23 protein-coding genes are annotated in these 22,052 nt (G+C 72.2%); 10 read left to right on the forward strand and 13 right to left on the reverse strand.

Translation table 11 applies throughout. The features are described from left to right. The first annotated feature begins 5 nt into the window (after positions 1–5). From ABT127_RS09735 to ABT127_RS09745, 3 genes are all read left to right on the forward strand, one after another. A complete protein-coding gene (locus tag ABT127_RS09735) occupies positions 6–911 on the forward strand; it encodes a carbohydrate ABC transporter permease (RefSeq protein WP_351446419.1) in 906 nt (301 codons plus the stop codon). A 1-nt stretch (position 912) separates the two neighbouring features. Beyond that, on the forward strand, positions 913–1,854 hold the full coding sequence (locus ABT127_RS09740) for a carbohydrate ABC transporter permease (RefSeq protein ID WP_351446421.1): 942 nt from the start codon (positions 913–915) through the stop codon (positions 1,852–1,854). Positions 1,855–1,964: 110 nt separating this feature from the next. Next, positions 1,965–3,422: a glycoside hydrolase family 43 protein gene (locus ABT127_RS09745; protein ID WP_351446423.1), complete on the forward strand. Its 1,458-nt coding sequence runs from the start codon at positions 1,965–1,967 to the stop codon at positions 3,420–3,422. Positions 3,423–3,457: 35 nt separating this feature from the next. Here the strand turns inward: ABT127_RS09745 and ABT127_RS09750 are convergent, their stop codons facing one another. Both ABT127_RS09750 and ABT127_RS09755 read right to left on the reverse strand, forming a co-directional pair. After that, on the reverse strand, positions 3,458–3,640 hold the full coding sequence (locus tag ABT127_RS09750) for a hypothetical protein (RefSeq protein ID WP_351446425.1): 183 nt from the start codon (positions 3,638–3,640) through the stop codon (positions 3,458–3,460). A 160-nt stretch (positions 3,641–3,800) separates the two neighbouring features. After that, positions 3,801–4,619, reverse strand: a complete 819-nt coding sequence (locus ABT127_RS09755) for a class I SAM-dependent methyltransferase (RefSeq protein ID WP_351446426.1) — start codon at positions 4,617–4,619, stop codon at positions 3,801–3,803. 68 nt (positions 4,620–4,687) lie between these two features. Between ABT127_RS09755 and ABT127_RS09760 the strand changes: the two genes are divergently transcribed. Beyond that, positions 4,688–5,278, forward strand: a complete 591-nt coding sequence (locus ABT127_RS09760; protein WP_351446427.1) for a TetR family transcriptional regulator — start codon at positions 4,688–4,690, stop codon at positions 5,276–5,278. 33 nt (positions 5,279–5,311) lie between these two features. Here ABT127_RS09760 and ABT127_RS09765 read toward each other — a convergent pair whose 3' ends face one another. After that, a complete protein-coding gene (locus ABT127_RS09765; RefSeq protein ID WP_351446428.1) occupies positions 5,312–5,752 on the reverse strand; it encodes a MarR family winged helix-turn-helix transcriptional regulator in 441 nt (146 codons plus the stop codon). Between the two features lie 92 nt (positions 5,753–5,844). Between ABT127_RS09765 and ABT127_RS09770 the strand changes: the two genes are divergently transcribed. After that, complete coding sequence (locus ABT127_RS09770) at positions 5,845–6,768, forward strand: quinone oxidoreductase family protein (RefSeq protein ID WP_351446430.1); 924 nt, start codon at positions 5,845–5,847, stop codon at positions 6,766–6,768. 64 nt (positions 6,769–6,832) lie between these two features. Here ABT127_RS09770 and ABT127_RS09775 read toward each other — a convergent pair whose 3' ends face one another. Further along, positions 6,833–9,040 carry an MMPL family transporter gene (locus ABT127_RS09775; protein ID WP_351446432.1) on the reverse strand — a complete coding sequence of 736 codons (2,208 nt, stop codon included), beginning with the start codon at positions 9,038–9,040 and terminating at the stop codon, positions 6,833–6,835. Positions 9,041–9,369: 329 nt separating this feature from the next. Here ABT127_RS09775 and ABT127_RS09780 point away from each other — a divergent pair, with 329 nt between their 5' ends. Both ABT127_RS09780 and ABT127_RS09785 read left to right on the forward strand, forming a co-directional pair. After that, positions 9,370–9,840, forward strand: coding sequence for a MarR family winged helix-turn-helix transcriptional regulator (locus tag ABT127_RS09780; protein WP_351446434.1), 471 nt, complete (start codon positions 9,370–9,372; stop codon positions 9,838–9,840). A 105-nt stretch (positions 9,841–9,945) separates the two neighbouring features. Continuing rightward, a complete protein-coding gene (locus tag ABT127_RS09785; protein WP_351446436.1) occupies positions 9,946–11,532 on the forward strand; it encodes a DHA2 family efflux MFS transporter permease subunit in 1,587 nt (528 codons plus the stop codon). A 62-nt stretch (positions 11,533–11,594) separates the two neighbouring features. On the opposite strand, the gene ABT127_RS09790 is transcribed toward ABT127_RS09785, so the two are convergent. The 7 genes from ABT127_RS09790 to ABT127_RS09820 all read right to left on the reverse strand — a co-directional run bounded on the left by ABT127_RS09790 (position 11,595) and on the right by ABT127_RS09820 (position 17,858). Continuing rightward, a complete protein-coding gene (locus ABT127_RS09790) occupies positions 11,595–12,911 on the reverse strand; it encodes an MFS transporter (protein ID WP_351446438.1) in 1,317 nt (438 codons plus the stop codon). A gap of 189 nt (positions 12,912–13,100) precedes the next feature. Continuing rightward, complete coding sequence (locus ABT127_RS09795; protein ID WP_351446440.1) at positions 13,101–14,054, reverse strand: VOC family protein; 954 nt, start codon at positions 14,052–14,054, stop codon at positions 13,101–13,103. Beyond that, positions 14,051–15,133, reverse strand: a complete 1,083-nt coding sequence (locus tag ABT127_RS09800; RefSeq protein WP_351447211.1) for a 4-oxalomesaconate tautomerase — start codon at positions 15,131–15,133, stop codon at positions 14,051–14,053. Before ABT127_RS09800 ends, ABT127_RS09795 begins: the two co-directional genes overlap by 4 nt. 23 nt (positions 15,134–15,156) lie before the next feature. Beyond that, positions 15,157–15,861, reverse strand: coding sequence for a 4-carboxy-4-hydroxy-2-oxoadipate aldolase/oxaloacetate decarboxylase (locus ABT127_RS09805; protein ID WP_351446442.1), 705 nt, complete (start codon positions 15,859–15,861; stop codon positions 15,157–15,159). After that, a complete protein-coding gene (locus ABT127_RS09810) occupies positions 15,861–16,616 on the reverse strand; it encodes a PIG-L deacetylase family protein (protein ID WP_351446444.1) in 756 nt (251 codons plus the stop codon). The genes ABT127_RS09805 and ABT127_RS09810 overlap by 1 nt, the downstream gene beginning before the upstream one ends. Before the next feature lie 45 nt (positions 16,617–16,661). Further along, on the reverse strand, positions 16,662–17,315 hold the full coding sequence (locus ABT127_RS09815) for a GntR family transcriptional regulator (RefSeq protein WP_351446446.1): 654 nt from the start codon (positions 17,313–17,315) through the stop codon (positions 16,662–16,664). Positions 17,316–17,420: 105 nt separating this feature from the next. Then, positions 17,421–17,858 carry a MarR family winged helix-turn-helix transcriptional regulator gene (locus ABT127_RS09820; RefSeq protein ID WP_351446448.1) on the reverse strand — a complete coding sequence of 146 codons (438 nt, stop codon included), beginning with the start codon at positions 17,856–17,858 and terminating at the stop codon, positions 17,421–17,423. Between the two features lie 105 nt (positions 17,859–17,963). Between ABT127_RS09820 and ABT127_RS09825 the strand changes: the two genes are divergently transcribed. The 3 genes from ABT127_RS09825 (at position 17,964) to ABT127_RS09835 (ending at position 20,626) form a co-directional block, all read left to right on the forward strand. Next, positions 17,964–18,521, forward strand: a complete 558-nt coding sequence (locus ABT127_RS09825; RefSeq protein WP_351446450.1) for a quercetin 2,3-dioxygenase — start codon at positions 17,964–17,966, stop codon at positions 18,519–18,521. After that, positions 18,518–19,390, forward strand: coding sequence for an alpha/beta hydrolase fold domain-containing protein (locus ABT127_RS09830; RefSeq protein ID WP_351446452.1), 873 nt, complete (start codon positions 18,518–18,520; stop codon positions 19,388–19,390). Before ABT127_RS09825 ends, ABT127_RS09830 begins: the two co-directional genes overlap by 4 nt. A gap of 72 nt (positions 19,391–19,462) precedes the next feature. Further along, positions 19,463–20,626, forward strand: a complete 1,164-nt coding sequence (locus ABT127_RS09835; RefSeq protein WP_351446453.1) for an alpha-hydroxy-acid oxidizing protein — start codon at positions 19,463–19,465, stop codon at positions 20,624–20,626. On the opposite strand, the gene ABT127_RS09840 is transcribed toward ABT127_RS09835, so the two are convergent. Further along, the gene (locus tag ABT127_RS09840) at positions 20,607–21,398 is read right to left on the reverse strand and encodes an SGNH/GDSL hydrolase family protein (protein WP_351446455.1); all 792 of its coding nucleotides are present in this window, start codon (positions 21,396–21,398) and stop codon (positions 20,607–20,609) included. The two genes, ABT127_RS09835 and ABT127_RS09840, sit on opposite strands and share 20 nt — an antisense overlap. Next, on the reverse strand, positions 21,395–21,961 hold the full coding sequence (locus ABT127_RS09845) for a PadR family transcriptional regulator (protein ID WP_351446457.1): 567 nt from the start codon (positions 21,959–21,961) through the stop codon (positions 21,395–21,397). The genes ABT127_RS09840 and ABT127_RS09845 overlap by 4 nt, the downstream gene beginning before the upstream one ends. Positions 21,962–22,052: the final 91 nt, after the last annotated feature.

Consider the following 22,052-nt stretch of genomic DNA (forward strand, 5'->3'; position numbering starts at 1 on the left):
CAACGATGTCCTCTCCGCACGTCTCACCCCGGCCGGGACCGCCGTCGCTGCGCCGGCTGCTGCCCCCGGGCCTGCTCTTCGCCCTCCCCTTCCTCGTCCTGTTCGCCGTGTTCCTGCTGTGGCCGCTCGGCCAGGGCCTGTGGATGGCGCTCACGGACCGGGCCCTGTCCGCGCACGCCCCGTCCTTCGTCGGTCTCGACAACTTCGGCGAGGCGTTCGGGGACGCGGAGATGTGGCGGGCCCTGTGGCACACCGTGCTGTTCACGCTGATCTCGACCGTCCCGCTGGTCGTGGTGGCGCTCGGCATGGCGCTGCTCGTGCACACCGGGCTGCCGGGCCAGTGGGTGTGGCGCCTGGCGTTCTTCGCGCCGTACCTGCTGCCGGTCGGCGTCGTCGGCCTGCTGTGGCTGTGGCTCTACCAGCCCGATCTGGGCGTCTACAACCACCTCCTGGGCGCCGTCGGCCTCGACCAGGTGGCCTGGCTGAGCGACGAGTCGGTGGCGCTGTGGGCGATCGCGCTGACGACCCTGTGGTGGACGGTCGGCTTCAACTTCCTGCTCTACCTGGCCGCCCTCCAGTCGATCCCCGACCACCTGTACGAGGCCGCGGCCATCGACGGCGCGGGTGCCTGGCGGCGCCTGTTCTCCATCACGCTGCCGCAGCTCGGCCGGATCACGACGGTCATCACCGTGCTGCAGCTCCTGGCCTCCCTGAAGGTCTTCGACCAGGTGTACCTGCTGACGAAGGGCGGCCCGAACAACTCGACGCGGCCGGTCGTCGAGTACATCTACGACGTCGGCTTCACCGGCTACCGGCTCGGCTACGCGTCGGCGATCAGCTACATCTTCTTCGCCCTCGTCCTGCTCGCCTCCGCCGCCCAGTTCGCCGTACTCCGCCGCCGGGAGAAGTGACATGACGACCACCACCGACGCCCCCGTCCGCCCCGCCCGGCAGCGCATCGTTCCCGTACGCCCGCCGCGCCGCCCGGCCGGCGGAACCGGCCGGACGACCACGAACCTGACGCTCGGCGCGGGCCGCACCACGCGCGTCCTCGCCCTGCTGGTCCTCGTGGTCGCCGCCCTGATCTGGCTGCTGCCGATGGCGTGGGCGCTCCTCACGGCCTTCAAGTCGGAGGCGGACGCCAGTGATCCGGTGCACTGGATCTGGCCGCGGCACGGCTTCACCGTCCAGGCGTTCAGCACCGTGTGGGAGCGCGGCGACCTGCCGCTGTGGATGCTCAACAGCTTCCTGATCTCCGTCGCCGTCACCGTGATCACCGTGCTGGTCTCGGCGATGGCCGGCTACGCCTTCTCGCGCACCCTGTTCGCCGGCCGCAAGTGGCTGTTCACGCTGACGATCGCGGCGGTGCTCGTGCCGCCGCAGATCCTGATCGTGCCCTGGTTCGAGCAGATGCTGACGCTGCATCTGCTCGACACGTACGCGGCGGTGATCCTGCCGCAGACCGTGGCGCCCGTGATGGTGTTCATCCTGAAGAAGCACTTCGACTCGCTCCCCGTCGAGCTGGAGGAGGCGGCCCGGATCGACGGCGCGGGACACTGGCGGGTCTTCTGGTCGGTGCTGCTCCCGCTGTCCCGGCCGATGCTCGCGGCCGTCGCGATCTTCGTGTTCATCGGCGCGTGGAACAACTTCCTGTGGCCGTTCGTGTCCACGTCCGACCCGTCCCTGATGACGCTGCCGGTCGGCATCACCACGGTGAAGGACGCGTACGGGATCCAGTACGCGCAGTCGATGGCCTCGGCCGTGCTCGCCGCACTGCCCCTCGTCGCCGTGTTCGTCTTCTTCCAGCGGCACATCGTCAAGTCCGTGGCGACGACCGGCCTGGGCGGGCAGTAGCCGCGCACATCTGCGGCAACTCCTGTCCCGGTGTGCCCCGTTGACACCGCCCCGATCCCTTCCCTACGGTCCTGGAGCCCCGGGACTTACATCGATGTAAGGAGCCGCTCGTGCGCGCACGGTCCCGTACCGCCCTCGTCCCCGCACTCCTCGCGCTGCTCGCGGGACTGGCCTGCAGTCCGCGGGCCTCCGCCCATCAGGAGCCCGCCGAACGGCCGGCGGCCTCCGTGGCCGCGAGCGGCACCTTCCGCAATCCGCTGAACACCGGCCCCGATCCGTTCGTGACCTATGCGAACGGGGCCTACCACCTGACCACCACCCAGGGCGACAGCATCAAGATGTGGAGTTCGCCGTCCCTGGCCACGCTGCTCGACGCCGATCCGAAGACGGTGTGGACGGACACCGACGCCTCGCGCAACCAGCACATCTGGGCGCCGGAGTTCTACCGCTTCAACAACCACTGGTACCTGTACTACACGGCCGACGACGGCACGGACGACCACCACCGGCTCTTCGTCCTGGAGTCGTCGGGCGACGACCCGACCGGCCCGTACCACTTCAAGGCGAAGCTCGCCCCGCCCAACCACACCGGCGACTTCGCGATCGACCCGGGCATCCTCCAGCACAACGGCAAGCTGTACCTCGCGTACAGCGGCATCAATCCGTACCAGCACAACGGGCTGAACATCGCGCCGATGTCGAACCCGTACACCGTCTCGGGCGACGCGGTCGCGATCGACGCCGCCGGGGGCTGCCCCGAGGTCCGCGAGGGCCCCGAGTTCCTGAACCGCAACGGCCGTACGTGGATGACGTACTCGACCTGCGACACCGGAAAGCCCGACTACCAGGTCTGGATGATGTCCCTTCCGGACAACGCCGATCCGCTCGTCCCGGGCAACTGGACGCAGCGCTCGGGCCCGGTCTTCTCCCGCGCGGACGCCCGCGGCGTGTTCGGCCCCGGGCACCACGCCTTCTTCACCTCGCCCGACGGCACCGAGGACTGGCTGGTCTACCACGCCAAGACCACGTCCACGAACACGTACTCCAACCGCACGACCCGCGCGCAGAAGATCTCCTGGAACGCCGACGGCAGCCCGAACCTCGGTACGCCGCTGGCGATGGGCGCGACCCAGAACCTGCCGTCCGGCGACCCCGGATCCGGCAACTACTGGATCAACGACGACAGCCGGACCAGCGGCACCGGCGGCGTGGCGTACACCGGGACCTGGAACTCGGGCACCGGCTGCGCCGCACAGTGCTTCTGGGGCGACGACCACTGGAGCGACAAGGCGGGCAACACGGCGACGTTCACCTTCACCGGTACCCGGATCGCGCTCCTGTCGGTCAAGGACACCGGGAACGGGATCGCGGCGATCAGCGTCGACGGCGGGCCCGAGCAGCGCGCCGACTTCTACGGCGCGATCCGCACCGGCGAGACGCTCCAGTACCTGAGCCCGCGCCTGGCGAGCGGTCCGCACACGCTGCGCGTACGGGTCACCGGCGAGCACAGCGCCGCGTCCACCGGCTCGTTCGTCAGCGTGGACCGCGCGGAGGTCTACAAGGACTGACCTTCCCCGGCCTCACCCCACTCTGCTCACGTCGCTCACTCCCCCTCGAGGTCCGCGTCGATCTCGATCTCCAGCAGGCAGAAGCCGCCGCCGCGGCAGGAGTCGCAGACCTCGCCGTCGCGGCTCCCGCTGCCGTGGCACGCGCCGCACAGGCCGTCGTGCCATGTCGTTCCGTCCAAGGCGTAGTGCGGGCGCGGGTAGTGCGTGTCGGGGAGCACGCACTCCACCTGTGTCTCGGGATGCCGCCGCACACACAGGTCCTGCCCGGAACGCCCCTGCCGTCCGTCCTGGATGATGACTCCTCCGTCGTCGGTCCGTTGTTCCTTCTCCCTTCCCAGGGATAGCACCCGGTACTGACAACGCCGGATCCACCGGAGGTCAGGAGGGGGCCGGCCCGGTACGGACCGCCGTGATCGCCACCGTGAGGTACGGCATCGTGAAGGTGCCGCCGAGTCCGTCGATCACGGCGCCGGTGCGGGCGAGCAGGTCCGCCGCCTGGCGCGGGGTGTGCAGTGCCGCCTCGCCGCTGGTCGTGAGGTGTTCCAGCCAGGCGTCGCGGGTGTAGGGCTGCTCCCAGGCGACCTCCCAGCGTTCGGGTTCGCCGAAGGATCCGGCGGCGCGCAGGCTGTCGACGACCTTCGCGAAGACGGCGCCGTAGGCATCGGGCGCGGAGCGCTTCCAGGGCGTGCGCGGCGCGTCGGGCAGAGCGGCACGGTGGGCGGCGGCGAACGCGTCGGCGAGGTCGTCGGCAGGGCGGTAGACGTTCCACATCAGGGCGATGCGGCCGCCGGGCCGGAGGATGTCCGCCGCTTTCGCCGCGCCCGTCGCGGGGTCGATCCAGTGCCAGGTCTGTCCGGCGACGACCGCGTCGAAGGTACGGCCCGCGGCGTCCCAGGCCTCGAACCCGGCCACCTCCACGGGCAGTCCGCGCCCGCGCGCGAAGGCGGCCATGCGCGCGTCGACGTCGACGCCGAGGACGGTGCAGCCCGCCGCCCGGAACTGGCGCGCGGCGATCCCCGTACCGCATCCCACGTCGAGGACGTCGCCGCCGGGCGCCGCCGCGGCGATCCGCCGGACCAGGGCGTCGGGGTAGCGGGGGCGGGCGCGGTCGTAGCGGGCGGGATCGGTGCCGAACGACTCGGCCATGCCACGGGCCTTGTGCGGTTCGTCCGGACCGTGAACAGGGTTAGTGGGCATGCGCCCACTCTAGGTGGGCACATGCCCACTCGTCTACGGTGGGACCGTCCGACGAAGGAGAGACGCAGGTGCCGACCGGGGTGGCCATCCGCGACGTGCGCGCGCAGTTGTTCGACGCGGCCGAGCGCGTCCTGCTGCGGGACGGCGCCGCCGCGCTCACCAGCCGGGCCGTCACCGACGAGGCGGGCTGCGCCAAGGGCGTGCTGCACCGCCATTTCGCGGACTTCGACGCGTTCCTGTGCGAGCTGATCCTCGACCGGGTCGGCGGGATCGACGCGCGGGGCGAGAGGCTGACGGAGTCGGCCGGAACCGGATCCGTGGTCGCCCACCTCACCGACGCGCTGACCGCCCTCTTCACCCCGGTCGCGTTGGCCCTGGTCACTCTGATCACCTTCCGCGACGGCTTGCGCGCCCGGCTGCGCGCGGCGGGCCGGCCCGGCGTCACGGTGCTCGCGCAGGCCACGCGGGCCCTGATCGCCTATCTCGGCGCCGAGCGGACGGCGGGCAGGATCGCCCCCGCCGCCGATGTCGACACGCTCGCCCTCACCCTGGTCGGCACCGGCCATCTCCTCTTCGCGGGCCGCGACGAGGGCCCGCCCGCCCGCGCGGAGGTCCGCAGGATCGTGGAGTCGGTCATGGCCGGGGCGCTCGTCGACTAACAGCGTCCTCGGCGGCGACCCGGATCCCCCGCGTCACCGCACTCCGCCGACCCTTCGCAGCATGTCCAGGAACTGTTCCCGCTCGGCCGGGGACAGCGGGGCCAGGAGTTCGTCGTTGGCCCGCTGCCCCGCCTTCGTGCACTCCTCGAGTCGCTGTTCGCCCGCCGCGGTGAGGCTCACCGCGTTCTTGCGGCGGTCGGCCGGGTCGGGGGCGCGGACGACGAGGCCGGCGGCCTGGAGGTCGTTGAGCACGCCCACCATGTCCTTCGGGTCGAGCGAGACCGCCCGGCCCAGCTCGGCCTGGGCCACGGGCCCCAGGTCGGCGACAGCCGCGAGGACGACGTGGTGCCACATCCTCATGTCGTGCTCCGCGAGCGCCTCGGCCACCAGGCCGCGCCCGCGGGCCGCGGTTCGGCCGAGAAGCCAGCTCGGAAGGTCGCGGATCCGGCTGGGCGCCGACGGGTTCTCTGCCATACCCAGCAGCTTAGCGAAAAACGTTGGTCCTCCCAATGAAGTTGCCCTACCGTTGGGGTTCCCAATGAATTCGTGAGGCGGAGGGAGCGGGCATGCGGCGCATCCGGTACGAACGCACCGGCGGACCCGAAGAGTTGTTCCAGGAAGAGGTGCCGACGCCGGAACCGGGCGTCGGCGAACTTCTCGTGAGGACGCGGGCGATCGGTGTCACGCTCCCTGTCGTTCGCAAGGTGCGCGAGAGCGCGCAGCCCATCCCGCTCGGCGGGGAACTGGCCGGTGAGGTGGTGCGCGTCGGGGAGGGCGTGAGCGGATACGCGCCGGGTGACCGGGTCACCGGCCTCTGCTTCGGCCACGGGTACGCCGAGTACGCCCTGCTGCACACCACGATGGCCTCACCGGTGCCGGCGGACGCCACCGCCACGGACGCCGTCGCCCTCGTTCGCAGTGGAGTGGTGGCGCTCGGCGCCCTGGAAGCCGCACGTACCGAGAGGGGTGAGTCCGTCCTGGTCACCGCGGCGGCGAGCGGCGTCGGCCATCTCGCCCTGCAACTGGCCCGGTGGAAGGGGGCCGCACGCGTGGTCGCCGCCGTGGGCGACGAGGGCAAGGAGGACTTCGCCCGCTCCCTGGGTGCCGATGCCGTGGTGACCTACGGGCAGCAGGGCTGGGGCGATCCGGTCGACATCGTGCTCGACGCGGTCGGCGGCGCGCTGCTCACCCCCGCCGTCAAAGCCCTCGCGCCGGGCGGACGGCTGGTCGCCTACAGCTCGGGCGGCGGCACCATCGACGCGTACGACCTGCTCGTGGGCGGTAGGTCGGCCATCGGTTTCCAGGTGGCGATCGTGGCCAGGACCCAGCCGGAGCGGTACGCACGGTGGACGCGGGAGTTGTGGCGACTGTTCGGTGAGGGCGTGTTGCGCCCCGCGGTCCACGCGGAGTTCGCCCTGGCGGACGCGGCGCGGGCGCACGCGGTGATCGAGGCCCGGGCCAACCGGGGGAAGGTCGTATTGGTGCCGTGACACCGAGGTGGCCGGGCCCGCCCCGACGGGTCGGAGCGGGCCCGGATGAGCGGTGGTGCGGAGGTCAGCCCTGGGCCGGCTCCAGTTCGCGGTCGTCCTGCGCGGTGGTCTCCTCCGCGGTCAGGTTCTTCTGCAGCTTCTCGCCCTCCACGTCGACGTTGGGCAGCGCCCTGTCGAGCCAGCGCGGCAGCCACCAGGCCGACTTGCCGAGCAGGGCCATGACCGCGGGGACGATCGCCATGCGGACCACGAACGCGTCGAAGAGAACGGCGATGGCGAGGCCGAAGCCCATCATCTTGATCATGCTGTTGTTCTCCATGATGAAGCCGGAGAAGACGCTGATCATGATGACGGCGGCGGCCCCGACGACCCGTCCGCCGTGCCGGAAGCCGGTCACGATGGCCTCGCCGGGCCGGGCTCCGTGGACGTAGGCCTCGCGCATCCGCGTCACGAGGAACACCTCGTAGTCCATGGCGAGTCCGAAGACCACGCCGATCAGGAAGATCGGCATCATCGACATGATCGGGCCGGGCTGTTCCACCCCGAAGAGGTCCGCGAGCCAGCCCCACTGGAAGACCGCGACCACGGCGCCGAGCGCCGCCGCGACGGAGAGCAGGAAGCCGAGCGCGGCCTTGAGCGGGACGAGGATCGAGCGGAAGACCAGCATCAGCAGCAGGAAGGCGAGGCCGACCACCAGCAGGAGGTACGGCACCAGCGCGTCGTCCAGGGTCTGCGAGAAGTCGATCGTCATGGCCGTCGCGCCGGTGACCAGGATCTCCGCGCCGGTCTGCGCCGACCAGCCCGAGGCGTCGGAGCGGATCTCGCGGACCAGTTCCTCGGTCTTGTGGTCGCTGGGTCCCGTCTTGGGGACGACCGTGATGATCGCGGTGTCGCCGGCCGGGTTGACCTGGGCCGGGGTGACCGCCACGACGCCGTCGACCTTGGCGAGGTCGGCACCGACCCGCTTCGCGGCACCGGCGGCGCCCTGGCCGTCGACGGTCACCATCAGCGTGCCGTTGAAGCCCGCGCCGAAGGACTCGGACAGCATGTCGTACGCCTTGCGCTGGGTGCTGTCCGGCGCCGACGAACCGTCGTCGGGCAGGCCCAGTTCGAGGCTGGCGGCCGGGACGGCTATCGCGCCCAGTCCCAGGACGCCGACGAGCAGCACGCCGAGCGGGCGGCGCAGCACGAAGCGGGACCAGCGGGTGCCGAGGTTGGGCCTGCCGGTCTCGGCGGCGGGCCCGGTCCGCTTGCGGTCCTTGCGGCGCAGCACCTTCTTGCCGGCGAAGCCGAGCAGCGCCGGGATCATGGTGAGGGCGATGAGCACGGCGATGGCGACGGTCGCCGCGGCGGCCAGGCCCATCTTGGTGAGCATCGGGATGTTGACGACCGACAGCCCGCTCAGGGCGACGACGACGGTGAGGCCCGCGAAGACGACCGCGGAGCCCGCGGTGCCGACGGCCCGTCCGGCCGCCTCCTCGCCCTCGCGGCCCTCGGCCAGTTCGGCGCGGTAGCGGGAGACGATGAACAGCGCGTAGTCGATGCCGACGGCCAGGCCGATCATCGAGGCCAGGGTGGACGTGGTGCCGGACAGGTTCAGGACGCTGCCGAGCGCGGCGATGCCGGAGACGCCGATGCCGACGCCGATGATCGCGGTCAGCAGCGGCATGCCCGCGGCGACCAGCGAACCGAAGGTGAGGATCAGGACCACCGCGGAGATCGCGATGCCGATCATCTCGGCGCTGCCGCCCATCTCCTGGTCGGCCTCGACGGCGTCGCCGCCCGCCTCGACGGTGAAGCCGTCGGCGCGCGCGTCGTCGATGGCCTTGGTCAGGGCCTCGTGCGCCTCGTCGGTCAGCTCGGTGCCGGCGACCTTGTAGGTGACGGAGGCGTACGCGGTGGAGCCGTCCTTGCTGACGGCGTTCGCCTTGTACGGGTCGGCGACCGAGGCGACCTGCGGTCCCTCGCCGAGCTGCGTCACCATCGCGCGCACATCGGCCTTGGCCGCGGCGTCGGTCAGCTTCTCGCCCCCGGGCGCGCGGATGACGACACGGGCGGTCGCCCCCTCGGAGTTGGCCGCGGGGAACTTCTCGTCGAGGAGGTCGAAGGCCTTCTGCGACTCGGTGCCCGGCATGGAGAAGGAGTCCGCGGGCGGGGCGGGCGCGGCCGACGACGCGAAGCCTATTCCGCCGAGCAGCAGCACCCACAGCAGTGCGACGTAGCGGCGGCGCCTGAAGGACAGCCGGCCGAGTTTGTACAGAAACGTAGCCACGGCGAAGGGGGCTCCCGTCGGGGTCGTGAGAGATCTCTCTGGCAGGTGCGACCGCCCGGTGGTGCGTCGTTGCACGTCAGAAGGGTCGGCAGGATCTGTGTCCATCCTCGCCGCCCGTGCGGGCCGGGAGGTCAGCCTCTGAGCCACAGTCCGCGCCCACGGCTGCGGTAGGCGTCCGCGGCCGGTGTCATCCCCGGGGAGGAGTCGGGTCCCATCGGTGTAAACCCCACGGTGGAGCGCAACCCCGAGGGACCGCCCGTCGTGACCTCGACGTACGCCCGTATTACCTCTGTTGACATACCTATCTTCGTAGACCTATCTTCTGCGGCATGCCCGCTTCCGCCGCCCGCCAGGACATCGACCGCGTCGCCTCCGCGCTCGCGGCGTGCCTGCCGACGCTGCACCGGACGCTCGACCGGCGGATCCTCGGGGACTTCCCGCACGACCGGCTGCCCGAGGCCCAGATCGCCCTGCTCCGGCTCGTGGCGAACCAGGAGGGTGTCACCGTGCGCGAGGCGGCACAGACCCTGCTGATGCAGCCGAACAACGTCAGTGCCCTGGTCTCCCAGCTCACCCGCGAGGGGCTGCTGGTGCGGCGCGGCGACGCCGCGGACAAGCGGGTGGCCCATCTGCACACCACCGCGGTGGCGCGTGAGCGCATCGCGGAGGCGGAGGGCATCGCGCGCCGCCACCTCGCCGCGGCGCTGCGGCATCTGACCGGCGGCGAGCTGGACGCGCTCGGCTCCGCGCTCGGCGCGCTCAACGCGCTCGACACCCATCTGCGGCCGACCGGGGACTGACCCAGCCCTCCCGGTCCTGCCGCGTCCCACCCTGTCCCGGCCGTCCGGGGCAGGGCTCTTCCGTGCCCCGGCACGCTCGGCCCACGTCCCAGACAAGGCAGTCGTATGCCCCTTTCGTCCGCAGTCCCGCTCGCCCCCGCGCCACTGCCACCGGCGCCCGCAGGGCGGCGCGCCAATCCCTGGCTCACGCTGATCGCCGTCGCGTTCGGCCTGTTCATGGTCGGCCTCGACGGGTCGGTGGTCTCCATCGCCAACCCGGAGATCGGCCGCGACCTCCACGCCTCGACCGCCGGTCTGCAGTGGGTCACCAACTCCTATCTGCTGGCGCTCGCCGCCGCGCTGATCCTCGGCGGGAAGCTGGGCGACCGGTTCGGACGCCGGACCGTCTACCTGGCCGGTGTCGCCGGGTTCACCGTCGCCTCGGTGGCCATCGGCCTGTCCGGGTCGATCGGGCCGGTCATCGCGTTCCGCGCCGCGCAGGGCTTCTTCGGTGCGCTGCTGATGCCGAACACCCTGGGCCTGCTGCGGGCGGTGTTCCCGCCGCGCAGGTTCGGCATGGCGGTCGGCATCTGGGCCATGGTGTCCTCGGTGTCGACGGCGCTCGGCCCGATCGTCGGCGGTCTGCTCGTCGAGCACGTCGACTGGGAGTCGGTCTTCTACATCAACGCGCCGGTCGGGGTGCTCGCGATCGTCGTCAGCGCGTTCGTGCTGCCGCAGAGCAGGAACACGGCCGCGGCCGGCGAGACGTTCGACGTGGTGGGCGTGGTCCTGCTGGCGCTCGGCATGCTGGTCGTGGTGTTCGGCGTGGTCAAGGGCGAGAGCTGGGGCTGGGGGTCGGCCGGGACCGTCGGGGCGATCCTCGCGGGCCTCGTCCTGCTCGTCGCGTTCGGCCTGTACGAGGCGCGCACCCCGTACGCGCTGCTGCCGATGCGGCTGTTCCGCAGCCCGGCGCTGACCGTGGGCACCGTCATCACCGCGCTGAACTTCTTCGTGCTGCTCGGTGGGATCTTCTTCGTGATGCTGTATCTGCAGAACGTACGCGGATTCAGCCCGGTCGAGGCCGGTGTGCGGACGCTGCCGCTGAGCCTCGCCTCGGTCGTGGCCTCGCCGCTCGGGGCGGCGCTGACCGACCGGTTCGGACCGCGGCTGACGATGCCGCTCGGGATGGTGCTGCAGGGCGCCGCGTCGTTCCTGATGCTGACCTGGAGCGCGGAGTCCGGGTACGGGGCGCTGTGGCCGCCGTTCGTGGCGCTCGGTCTGGGTGTCGGCATGGTGATGTCGGCGTCGTCGGCGGCGATCGTCGGCAGCGCGCCGGTCGAGGACGCGGGCGTGGCCGGCGGGTTGCAGGCGACGGCGCTGCAGGTGGGCGGCGCGCTCGGCACGTCCGTCCTGGTCTCCCTGATCAGCGGCCGGGTCGGGGCGACGCTCCACGGCGAGCTGGTCTCGGCCGGGGTGCCGGAGCAGGCCGCCGGGCGGCTCGCGGAGGCGAAGGACGCGGTGTCCATGGGCGTCGCGCCGGTCTCGGAATCCATGCCGGGCGGGCTCAAGTCCGCTGTCGTGGAGGGCAGTTCGCAGGCGTTCGTGAACGGACTGCACTCCGCCGCGCTCGTCACCGGGGTGCTGTGCGCGCTCGGCGCGGTGGCGTCGGCCGTCGTCCTGCGCGGGCGGGGCGCCCCGCAGCACGGGCACTGACGCACGGTGCCGGGTGCACCTCGGCCGGGCTCGGTCGAGGTGCACCCGGCACAGGTGCGCCGTCAGGCCCTCGCGCGCACCTTGATGGTGAGCGCCGCGAGCGCCATCATCACGGCGCCGAACAGGGCCGCGCAGGCGTACATCGTGAAGCCCAGGTCGGCGTTGCCCGCCGCGATCAGCGCGCCGCCGATCCACGGACCGAAGATGGCGCCGAAGCGGCCCATGCCGGAGACCCAGCCGAGCGCGGTGGGCCGGTCCTCGTCGTTGTGGTGGGTGCCGACCGTCGCGTAGACCATGGTCTGCCCGGAGAAGAGCAGCAGTCCGGCGAAGAAGACGACCGCGTACAGGACGCCGACCGACATCTCGACGCCCATGAGGTAGACGAAGACCGCGGTCAGGACGAACCAGGCGATGACGACCTTGCGCGGGCCGATCCGGTCGGCCGTACGGCCGGCGATGAGCATGCCGCAGATGCCGCCGACGTTGAGGAAGGTGGAGAACAGGAGCGAGTCACCGGTGTCGTGTCCGAGATCGACCATGATCTTCGGCAGCCACTGGCCGACCCCGTAGACGAGGAGCAGGCCCGCGAACGACGTGAGCCAGAAGCACAGCGTGGTGGACCACTGGCCGCCGCGGAAGAGGTTTTTCAGGGCGGCGAACCTGTCGGTCGCATTGGTGCCGTCCGCCCCGGCCTCGGGCAGCTCGGTGCCGAACCCCGCGGCGAGCTTCTCGGCGTCGGCACGGCGGCCGCGGGTCAGCAGGTTGGTCGGCGACTCGGGCAGCATCTTGTAGGCGACCGGCAGCAGGACCAGCGCCGGGATCGCGGAGGCCGTGAACGCCGAGCGCCAGCCGAAGTCGTCGACCAGCCACAGCGCGATCAGCGGGGCCACGGCGCCGCCGGTCTGGTGCGCGGTCATGATGACGCCGGTGGCGAGGGCCCGCCGGCCCTTGCCGGTGAACTCCATGCCGTACGAGATCGCGATCGGCAGCAGCGCGCCGAGGCCGAACCCGCACACGAACCGGAAGGCGCCGAACACGGCGGCGCTCTGCGACCATCCGGTGCCCAGAGTGGCGACGGTGAAGATGCCCACGCTGGTGAGGACCACGACGCGACGGCCGATCCAGTTCGACGCCGTGCCGGAGAGGATCGTGCCGAGCAGCATGCCGAAGTTGGACCAGCTGCCGATCGTGCCCGCGGTGGCGGCGGTCAGCCCGAGGGACTTCTCCCCGAGCATGGCCGGCAGCACCGAGCCGTAGATGAAGGTGTCGATGCCGTCGAGCAGGACGAGCGCCCAGCACAGGGCGATGACGGCGTTGCGGCTTCGGTGCGCCGCGGTGCCGCTCGCCCGGGCGAGCGACGGGGTGGCGGAGGAGGACATCGTTGTTTCCTCTCGTGCGGGACGCGGGTGGGAATCCAGGTCCCGGGCTGCAGATGAGGCGGGGACGGTGTGGGGAGTGGCGTAGACGCTAGAAAGCCCCGGCCATCTCGTCAACACTTTTGTTGACAATCTCAGGAAACATTTCGGCCCCGGCGGAACGCGGCGCTCCCCGGGGCCGGAAGGCGCAGGTCAGCCCTGGACCGGCGGGGTGCCGTGGATGTGGAACGACGGGATGGTCTTCAGGCCCCAGGCCTGTCCCTTGGCACGCTCGGCCTCGCTCCAGGTGATGAGCGGCCAGTCGGGGGCGAGCACGAGACGGGTGAGCGGGTTGCACAGCTCGATGCGGTTGCCGCCGGGTTCGTAGACGTAGAGGAAGAACGTCTGCTGGATGGCGTGCTTGTGCGGGCCCGTCTCGATGAAGACGCCGGTGTCGACGGCGAGGTCGGCGGCGCGCAGGATGTCCTCGCGGGTGTCCGTGGCGAAGGCGATGTGGTGCAGCCGGCCCTGGCTGCCGGTCCAGTCCTCGGTGTAGACGACGTCGTAGGACTTGTTCGTGTACGTGAGCCAGCGCGCCGCGATCCGGCCCGTGTCGAGCCTGATCTGCTCGGTGGGGCGGGCGCCGAGGACGCTCTGCTGGAACTCGGCGTTGGCGAGGACGTCGGCTGCGAGGAAGTTGACGTGGTCCAGGCGGCGGACGCCGACGCCCCGGTCGGGCTTGGCCTGCGGCTGGTTCTTCAGGGCCGGCCTCAGCCCGTCGGGGGCCCGGTAGTGCTCGCTCTCCCAGTACAGGGCGTGTTCGTGGCCGTCGGGGTCGGTGGTGACGTAGAGCTTGCCGAGACCCGGTTCGTCCTCGGCCCAGTGCCCGCTGCCGCCCGCCTCCTCGACCGCCCGCACGCGCCGGTGCAGCGCTTCCTCGCTTGCGGTGCGCAGGGCGAGCCGGCCCAGTCCGGGCTGTTCGCGGGCGGTGAGGACCAGGCTGTGGTGCTCGTAGTCGTCGAACGTGCGCAGATGGACGGTGTCGCCGTCCTCCCCGTTGACCGTGAGGCCCAGGAAGTCCGTGAAGAAGGCGACGGAGGCGTCCAGGTCCGGGGTGAACAGCTGGGCGTGGCCTATGTGGGCGATGTCGCCGAGCGGCGGGGTCATCGTCGATCTCCTGGGGTCGGGGCGGGCAGGGGCGCCGTCGTGGCGGACCTGGGGAAGACGGTGCCGTCGAAGATCTTGCGGGCCGTGCGGACCACGGCGGTGCGGCGGGGCAGGGGGCGGCCGTCGGCGGAGCGGCCGACGCCGCTCTCGATGTCGGTGAATCCGGTGGGGTGCTCGATGCGCAGCCGGTCCCCGCCGTCGGGCTGCGCGGCGATCCCGGCGGCCACGCTGCCGTCGATCCGGATGCCCGCCGCCACGCTCGCGGCGCCGAGCACGCCGATGGAGGTGTGGCAGCGGACGGGGATGAAGGTGCGGGTGGCGACCACGCCGCCGTGCCGGGGCGGGGCGAGCAGGGTCACCTTGGGGACGGTGGCGGTCGTGACGTCGCCGAGCCCCATCAACTCCCCCGCCGCCAGCCGGATGCCGTGCAGCCGGACGGCCAGCCGCTCGTCCGCCTCCAGCTCCTCAGGCGTCTCGTAGCCGGTGACCTCCAGGGCTTCGGCGGGGACGAGGACGGTCGGCATGCCATTGTCGACGCAGGTGACCTCGATGCCGGCGACGGTGTCGCGCGCCCGGCCCGTGGGCAGCAACGCGCCCTTCCCGGGCGGGAATTCGATCACGACGGCCGCCGCGGTGCCCGGCACTCCGGAGATCTCCGCGTCGCCCGTGTAGTCGACCTGGCCGCCGGGGGTCGGGAAGGTCGCCGTGGCGCGGCCACCGGAGTTCACCATGCGGATCCGCACGGAGGTCTCGCGCGGCCCGGCGGACACCAGGCCGCGTTCGACGGCGAACGGTCCGACGCCCGCGAGCAGGTTGCCGCAGTTCTGACGGTCCGACACCTCGGGCTTTTCCAAACCGACTTGGAGGAAGAGGTAGTCGACGTCGACGTCGGGGTCGGCCGACGCGGACACCACCGCGACCTTGCTCGTCAGGGGGTGCGCCCCGCCGAGTCCGTCGATCTGGCGCGGGTCGGGGCTGCCCATGACCCGCAGCAGCAGACCGTCCCGGTCCGACGGTTCGGCGGGCAGATCGTCGGCGAGGAAGTACGCGCCCTTGGAGGTGCCGCCGCGCATCAGCATGCAGCGCACCTGGGCGAGGTCGCTCACGAGCCGGCTCCGGTGTGCTCCTCGAACGTCCGGTACACGACGCCCAGCTGTCGCAGGGTGTCCCGCAACCCGTAGCGGTCGAGGCCGAGTTTGCCCTCGTCGAACGCGGCCCGGGTGGCGGCCTCCTTGTCCTCGCGGGCCCGCGACCCGGCCGCCGTCTCCCGGGCGCGCTCGCGCGGGACGACCACCACGCCGTCGTCGTCGGCGACGATCACGTCACCGGGGCGGACCGTCTCCCCGCCGATGACGACGGGGACGTTGACGCTGCCGCCGGTCGCCTTCACGGTGCCCTGCGCGGAGACGGCCGCCGACCAGGCGTGGAAGCCCATCGCGCGCAGCTCGGCGGTGTCGCGGATGCCCGCGTTGGTGACGATGCCGCGCACGCCGCGCCGTTTCAGTGCGGTGGCGAAGAGTTCGCCGAACATGCCGTCCGTGGACGGGGACGTGGTGGTGACGACGAGGATGTCGCCCTCGCCGCACTGCTCCACGGCCGCGTGGATCATGAGGTTGTCGCCGGGCCAGGACAGCACGGTCACGGCGGTTCCCGCGACGCGGGCGTCCTGCTGGTTGGGGCGCAGGTGGTGGCCGAGCAGTCCGGTGCGGCCCATCGCCTCGTGGACGGTGGCGACGCCGTACCCGGCGAGCGCCTCGACGTCCTCGGCCTCGGCCCGGGGCGGGTCGGTGACGATGATGCCGGGCATCAGGCGAGCTCCTTCGCGATCTGCGGGTACGGACGCATGTACGCCTCGGCCAGGGTGGTGTGGGCGAGCCCCAGGTTGGGCCCGGCGTTCCGCTTCAGCTGGACCCCGCGGCGCACGGCGAGATCGGTGTAGTACTCCCACAGGTGCTGTTGCGCGCCCAGGCACTCCATGGCCGCGCGCTTGCTGTCCCAGACCTCGGTGATGTCGAGCAGGACCTCGGGCCTGAAGCCGCTCATCTCCGGCTGGTGCGGCTCGAAGCAGAAGACGGGCGGGGCGCCGATGATCTCGCCCTCGCCGGGGTAGCCGACGGCCTGGGCGAGGACGCGGGCCTCCAGGGCCATCCGGTGGGCGGCCGGGTGGTCGCCGTTGTACGGGTCGTCGGCCGGGTGCGTGAGCACGACGTCGGGCTGGGTCTCCCGGTACACGGTGACGAGCCGGTCGGTCAGCTCGGGGGTGGCGAGAAGCGGGTAGTCGCCGGCGTCGAAGAAGCGGACCTCGGCGCCGAGCACGGCGGCCGCGCGCTCCGCCTCGTCGCGCCGCAGCGCCTTGATCTCGTCGAGCTTCTTCCCCTCCCGCCAGGCCTTGGCGGACTCGCCGCGCTCGCCGAACGTCAGGCACGCGATGGTGACCCGCTCGCCGCGGGCGGTGGCGAGCGCGACGGCCCCGCCGGCCCGCCACACGAAGTCCCCGGCGTGCGCGGTGATCACCAGTGTCGAACGTGGGGTGGCGGCGGGCGCGCCCTGGCAGTTGGTCATGCTGCATCTCCTCGGTGACGGGTGTGCGCCCGCTCCAGGAGCGGTTCAGTCGTCGCGCAGAGCGGCGATCACGCTGCTGAGGTGGGCGCGAACGGCCGTCTCGGCCGCTTGCGGATCCCTGGCGCGGATCGCGTCGATCACCGCCAGGTGCTCACTCAGGGACTGCTGCGGACGCCCCGGACGAAGCGCCAACTGAAAGCGGTGGCGCACGAGTTGGGCGTTGAGCCGCTCCAGGAGACCGACGGCCGTCTGCTGGCCGGAGATGTCCCGGATCCGGGCGTGCAGCTCGTGGTTGAGCTCGGAGTACGTGATCGGATCGCCCTCGGCGACCGCCTTGGACATGGCGGCGCCCAATTCGGTCAGCCCGCCGAGCTGGGCGTCGGTGGCGACCTCGGCGGCCTTGGCCGCGCACAGCCCCTCCAGCGCCATCCGGCACTCCGTGATCTCCACGGCTTCCTGCACCGTGACCACGCGCACTCGTGACCCGCGGTTGCGGATCCGCTCGACCAGCCCTTCGGCGGCGAGGTCGAGCAGTGCGGCGCGGATGCTGGCGCGGGTGACGTCGTACTGCTCGGCGAGTTCGTTCTCCACCAGCCGCTGCGCCGGTGCCATCTCGCCGCGCAGAATCGACTGCCGGAGCCGCTCCAGCGCGTACTGCTTGGCCTGCTCTCCGGAGCCTGGACGGGCTTCCTTCGGCATCTGCCCTCCCTGAGTGAGTGCCTGTCGACGCTAAATCTAGGCGAACAGAATTGTCAACGATTTTGTTCGCACAGGTGGGCGCGGGCGGCGGCGGGGCGGCGGGGGTCAGCGACGGCCGGGCGGGTCCCCCCAGGGAACTTCCAGTGCGGAGCGGAGTGCGCCGAGGGACTCCTCGCCGATGCGTTCGGCGAGCTGTGCCTCCAGGCGGCCGAGCGCGCGGCGGGCCCGGTCGTGGGCGTACCGCCCCGCGGGGGTGCGCCGGACGAGGCGCTGCCGCGCGGAGGCCGGATCGGGCACCTGCTCCAGCAGGCCCGCGGCGACCAGGGAGCGCACGGACTGATGGACGGTCTGCCGGGTGACGCCCACGCGCCGGGCGAGTTCGGCGGCGGTGGTGCCCTCGGCGTCGAGCGCGGCGAAGAGCTGCACCTGCGCGGGGGTGACGGCCGGCACCCCGCCCGCCTCCAGGGAGGCCAGCAGCCCGTCCTCGAACCAGCGCCGGGCCTCCCCCAGCAGTTGCGGCAGATCGCGTCGAGCCTCGGTCATGACGTCCTCGCAGCTCCCGGGCGACTCTTGCCCGCCGCCCGCATATCGTGTCAGGCTACCTGACGTTGATCGTCAGGCAGCCTGACACGAGGAGGGTGGACAGACATGACCATGGAGTTCGCGACGCGGTACCGCGCCGCCTCGCGCATACCGGCCGATCCGTCGAAGCCGTACGTCATCGAGAAGGGCGAGGGCGACCGCGCCCATCTGTTCGGGGATCTGATCACGGTCTACGCGGGCGGCGAGCAGACGGAGAACACCTTCAACTTCTTCACTGTCGAGGGCCCGAGGGGCGACATCATCCCGGCGCACGTGCACGCGGACACGCACGAGGTGTTCTACGTGACGCAGGGCGCGGTCCGGCTCTTCGTCGAGGACACCGAGGGCGAGCAGAGCGAACGGGTCCTGACACCGGGCGACTTCGGCTTCGTACCGAAGAACTGCCCGCACGCCTACCGCATGGAGCGCCACCACACGCAGATCGTCGGCGTCGCGGCGGGCCCCGGCGGCACCTTCGAGCGGTTCTTCGAGACGCTGGGCACGCCCACCGACCGGCTCGGGCTGCCCGCCGAACCGTTCGTGCCGGAGCCGCACCGCTTCGGTTCCGTGCCCGAGCAGTTCGACGTGCGCTTCCTGCCGGACCACCGGTGGGGCGACCGGTGACGCCGGCCGAGCTGCGGGCGCTGATCACCGCCCCGCACCCCGACGTCGCCCCGCTGCCGCCCGCCGCCGAACGGCCCGGCGGGATAAGGCTGTTGCGCGGTGTGCCGTACGCGGTCCCGGACGGCGCCCGCCCGCTGGAACTCGACCTGTGGCTGCCCGGTACGCCGGGCCCCGCTCCCCTGGTGCTGTTCGTGCACGGCGGGGCGTGGCGGCGCGGGCTGCGGGACGACATGGGTGTGGCCACCCGCTCCTGGGACCCGGGGCCCTTCGAGCGGCTCGCGGCGGCCGGTTTCGCGGTGGCCTGCGCCGACTACCGGCTCAGCGGGGAGGCGACGTTCCCCGCACCGCTGGAGGATCTGGGGGCGGCGCTGCGCTGGCTCGGTGTCCGGGCGGCGGAGCTGGACGTCGATCCGGCGCGCACGGTGGTGTGGGGCGAGTCGGCGGGCGGGCACCTGGCCGCGCTGCTCGCGCTGACGCACCGCGAACCGCGGCTCGCGGGGGCGGTGGTCTGGTACGGGCCCGCCGATCTGACGACGGCGCGGGCGCCGTTCGACCCGGCCGACCCGGCGACGCCGGAGGCGCTGCTGCTGGGCGCCGCTCCCCGCGAGGTGCCGGAGGCCGCCGCGGCCGCGAGCCCCGTGCGGCAGGTCCACGGCGCCGCCCCGCCGTTCCTGGTGGTGCACGGCGAGGCCGACACGATGGTGGCGTGCTCGCACGGGCGGGACCTGGCGGCAGCGCTGCGGGCGGCGGGCGCACCGGTGGAACTGCTCACGGTCGCCGGCGCCGATCACGGCTGGTACGGCCTGGCCCCGGACGAGGTGGAGCGGATCTTCACCCGGTCCGTGGCGTTCGCCACCACCGCGAAATGATCTCTTTCCCTGACACGTGTCTGCTGGCAGATTGGGCCCCGCTCTCCACCGACGCGCAGAAAGAGGTCCCTCATGAGCCCGCAGTTCGGCGACTACCAGTACGAGATCTACCTCGACGGACTGCACGGTGTCGTCCCCACGCTCCCCATGGAGTTCGGGGAGCTGGAGCGGCGGGCCGAGGCGGCGCTGCCGCCGTCGATCTGGTCGTACGTGGCCGGCGGCGCCGGGGACGAGCGGACGCAGCGGGCCAACGTGGAGGCCTTCGGGCGGTACGGGCTGATGCCGCGGATGATGGTGGGCGCGGCCCAGCGGGACCTGTCCGTGGAACTGTTCGGGTTCCGGCTGGCGTCGCCGCTGTTCATGGCGCCGGTCGGGGTGATCGGGCTGTGCGCGCAGGACGGGCACGGCGATCTGGCGACGGCGCGGGCCGCGGCGCGCACCGGGGTGCCGATGGTGGCGTCGACGCTGACGGTGGATCCGATGGAGGACGTGGCCGCCGAGTTCGGTGACACCCCCGGCTTCTTCCAGCTGTACACGCCGACCGACCGGGCGCTCGCCGAGAGTCTGGTGAAGCGGGCGGAGGAAGCCGGCTTCAAGGGCATCGTGGTCACCCTGGACACCTGGGTGACGGGCTGGCGCCCGCGCGACCTGTCCACGGCGAACTTCCCGCAGCTGCGCGGCCACTGTCTCGCCAACTACACCTCCGACCCGCGCTTCAAGGAGCTCACCCCGTCCGACGATCCGCAGGCCGTGGTCGGCTCCTGGGTGGGCATCTTCGGCAATCCGCTCACCTGGGACGACCTGCCGTGGCTGCGGTCGCTGACCGATCTGCCGCTGATCCTGAAGGGTGTCTGCCACCCGGAGGACGTGCGGCGCGCCCGGGACGGCGGTGTGGACGGCATCTACTGCTCGACGCACGGCGGCCGCCAGGCCAACGGCGGCCTGGCGGCGCTCGACGCGCTGCCCGGCGTCGTCGAGGCGGCCGACGGCATGCCGGTGCTCTTCGACTCCGGGGTGCGCTCGGGCGCCGACGTCGTGAAGGCGCTCGCGCTGGGCGCGACGGCCGTCGGCGTCGGACGCCCGTACGCGTACGGGCTCGCCGTGGGCGGTGAGGACGGCATCGTGCACGTGCTGCGCTCGCTGCTCGCCGAGGCCGATCTGACGATGGCCGTGGACGGCTATCCGACGCTCGCGGAGCTGACGCCGGAGTCCCTGGTCACGCTTCCGCGGCGCTGACCGGAAGCAGCTGCGGGCGGCGGGCGGCGCGCCCGTCGCCGGAGGACCTGCCGCGCAGCCGCCGGCCGAGCCACGGCCCCAGGTACGAGGCGAGCCAGCGGAGTTCGGCCGTCGCCGCGCGCGCCGGGGCGGGCTGCGGGGGCAGCGGCCGGGTCCAGGAGTCGTCGCTGCCGGGCAGGTGGAGGGCGTCGGCGACCGCGGCCGCGATCCGGGCGTGGCCGAGCGGGCTCGCGTGCAGCCGGTCGGCGGCCCACAGCCGCGGGTCGGTGAAGACCGGGGCGTGGGCGGTCTCCGCGAGGGCGACGTCGTGGCGTTCGGCGGCGATCCGGATCCGGGCGTTGAGGGCGGTGATCCGGCCGGCGAGCGGGCGGGCCAGCGGGATGATCCGGCCGACGTCGGGGAAGGTCACCGTGGCCACCTTGGCGCCCGCCTCCGTCAGCGCCGCGAACATGGCCTCCAGGTGGCCCGCCGTCTCGTCGGCGTCGAAGGAGGGCCGCATCAGGTCGTTGACCCCGGCCACGACCGTCGCGAGGTCGGGGCGCAGGGCGAGCGCGGACGGGAGCTGCTGTGCGCGCACCTGCCCGGCGAGGCGGCCGCGCACCGCGAGGTTCGCGTACTGCGTCCCGGCGTCGAGCTCCGCGAGCCGTTCGGCGAGGCGGTCGGCGCAGCCGCGCAGCCCGGTCGTGTCGTCGCCGTCGCCGACGCCCTCGGTCTGGCTGTCGCCGAGCGCCACGTAGCGCAGGTAGGGCGCGGGGGAAGAAGGAGGGTTCATCGCTCCGCCCGTGCCGTGCGCAGGTCGAGGATCTCCAGGGCGCGGCGGCCCCAGCGGAGGTTCTCCTCCTCCAGGGAGATGCCGCGCAGCAGTGTCAGGTACGGGCCGACCCGCTCGCCGTCGCGCAGGAACTCCTCCTCGGTCATGCCGTGCAGGAGGTGGGCGCGCACGCGCTCGTAGCGGGCGAGCTTGCCCGTCGCCCACGTCATGCGCTCCTCGATGTGGGCGCGCACGGCGGCGGTGTCGCCGACGTCCGCGGCCTGCACCTTGACCATCAGCTCGTCGCGCACCGCCATGGGGCGCGGCTCCTTGGTGGTGAAGGCGGCGAGGTCGGCGCGGCCGTCGCCGGTGAGCGTGAACAGCCGCTTGTTCGGCCTGCGCTCCTGCGGCACGACGCGCGCCTGGACGAGGCCGTCGGCGGCGAGCCGCTCCAGCTCCCGGTAGAGCTGCTGGGGCGTCGCCGCCCAGAAGTTGGACACGGACACGTCGAAGATCTTCGCCAGGTCGTAGCCCGACGCCTCCCCCTCGAGCAGGGCCGCGAGCACCGCGTATCTGAGAGACATCTGGACACCGTACAGCGATGCGATTACTTTCATCCACACCTATTCAAATAGTTGAATATCAATGTTCAGTACCAGTGACGGGGCCGGTGGC

The sequence above is a fragment of the Streptomyces sp. NPDC001904 genome, assembly GCF_040297005.1.
In the GTDB taxonomy this organism is placed as follows: Bacteria; Actinomycetota; Actinomycetes; order Streptomycetales; family Streptomycetaceae; genus Streptomyces.

Bases quoted from the DNA above. Each gene is read 5' to 3' on its own strand.
- ABT127_RS09805 (WP_351446442.1), bottom strand. From the start codon at position 15,861: ATGCCCGGCATCATCGTCACCGACCCGCCCCGGGCCGAGGCCGAGGAC.
- ABT127_RS09800 (WP_351447211.1), bottom strand. From the start codon at position 15,133: ATGCTGATGCGCGGCGGCACCTCCAAGGGCGCGTACTTCCTCGCCGAC.
- ABT127_RS09735 (WP_351446419.1), top strand. From the start codon at position 6: ATGTCCTCTCCGCACGTCTCACCCCGGCCGGGACCGCCGTCGCTGCGC.
- ABT127_RS09755 (WP_351446426.1), bottom strand. From the start codon at position 4,619: ATGCCCACTAACCCTGTTCACGGTCCGGACGAACCGCACAAGGCCCGT.
- ABT127_RS09810 (WP_351446444.1), bottom strand. From the start codon at position 16,616: ATGACCAACTGCCAGGGCGCGCCCGCCGCCACCCCACGTTCGACACTG.
- ABT127_RS09765 (WP_351446428.1), bottom strand. From the start codon at position 5,752: ATGGCAGAGAACCCGTCGGCGCCCAGCCGGATCCGCGACCTTCCGAGC.
- ABT127_RS09840 (WP_351446455.1), bottom strand. From the start codon at position 21,398: ATGAACCCTCCTTCTTCCCCCGCGCCCTACCTGCGCTACGTGGCGCTC.
- ABT127_RS09770 (WP_351446430.1), top strand. From the start codon at position 5,845: ATGCGGCGCATCCGGTACGAACGCACCGGCGGACCCGAAGAGTTGTTC.
- ABT127_RS09835 (WP_351446453.1), top strand. From the start codon at position 19,463: ATGAGCCCGCAGTTCGGCGACTACCAGTACGAGATCTACCTCGACGGA.
- ABT127_RS09790 (WP_351446438.1), bottom strand. From the start codon at position 12,911: ATGTCCTCCTCCGCCACCCCGTCGCTCGCCCGGGCGAGCGGCACCGCG.
- ABT127_RS09845 (WP_351446457.1), bottom strand. From the start codon at position 21,961: ATGTCTCTCAGATACGCGGTGCTCGCGGCCCTGCTCGAGGGGGAGGCG.
- ABT127_RS09825 (WP_351446450.1), top strand. From the start codon at position 17,964: ATGACCATGGAGTTCGCGACGCGGTACCGCGCCGCCTCGCGCATACCG.
- ABT127_RS09785 (WP_351446436.1), top strand. From the start codon at position 9,946: ATGCCCCTTTCGTCCGCAGTCCCGCTCGCCCCCGCGCCACTGCCACCG.
- ABT127_RS09795 (WP_351446440.1), bottom strand. From the start codon at position 14,054: ATGACCCCGCCGCTCGGCGACATCGCCCACATAGGCCACGCCCAGCTG.
- ABT127_RS09820 (WP_351446448.1), bottom strand. From the start codon at position 17,858: ATGACCGAGGCTCGACGCGATCTGCCGCAACTGCTGGGGGAGGCCCGG.
- ABT127_RS09740 (WP_351446421.1), top strand. From the start codon at position 913: ATGACGACCACCACCGACGCCCCCGTCCGCCCCGCCCGGCAGCGCATC.
- ABT127_RS09780 (WP_351446434.1), top strand. From the start codon at position 9,370: ATGCCCGCTTCCGCCGCCCGCCAGGACATCGACCGCGTCGCCTCCGCG.
- ABT127_RS09815 (WP_351446446.1), bottom strand. From the start codon at position 17,315: ATGCCGAAGGAAGCCCGTCCAGGCTCCGGAGAGCAGGCCAAGCAGTAC.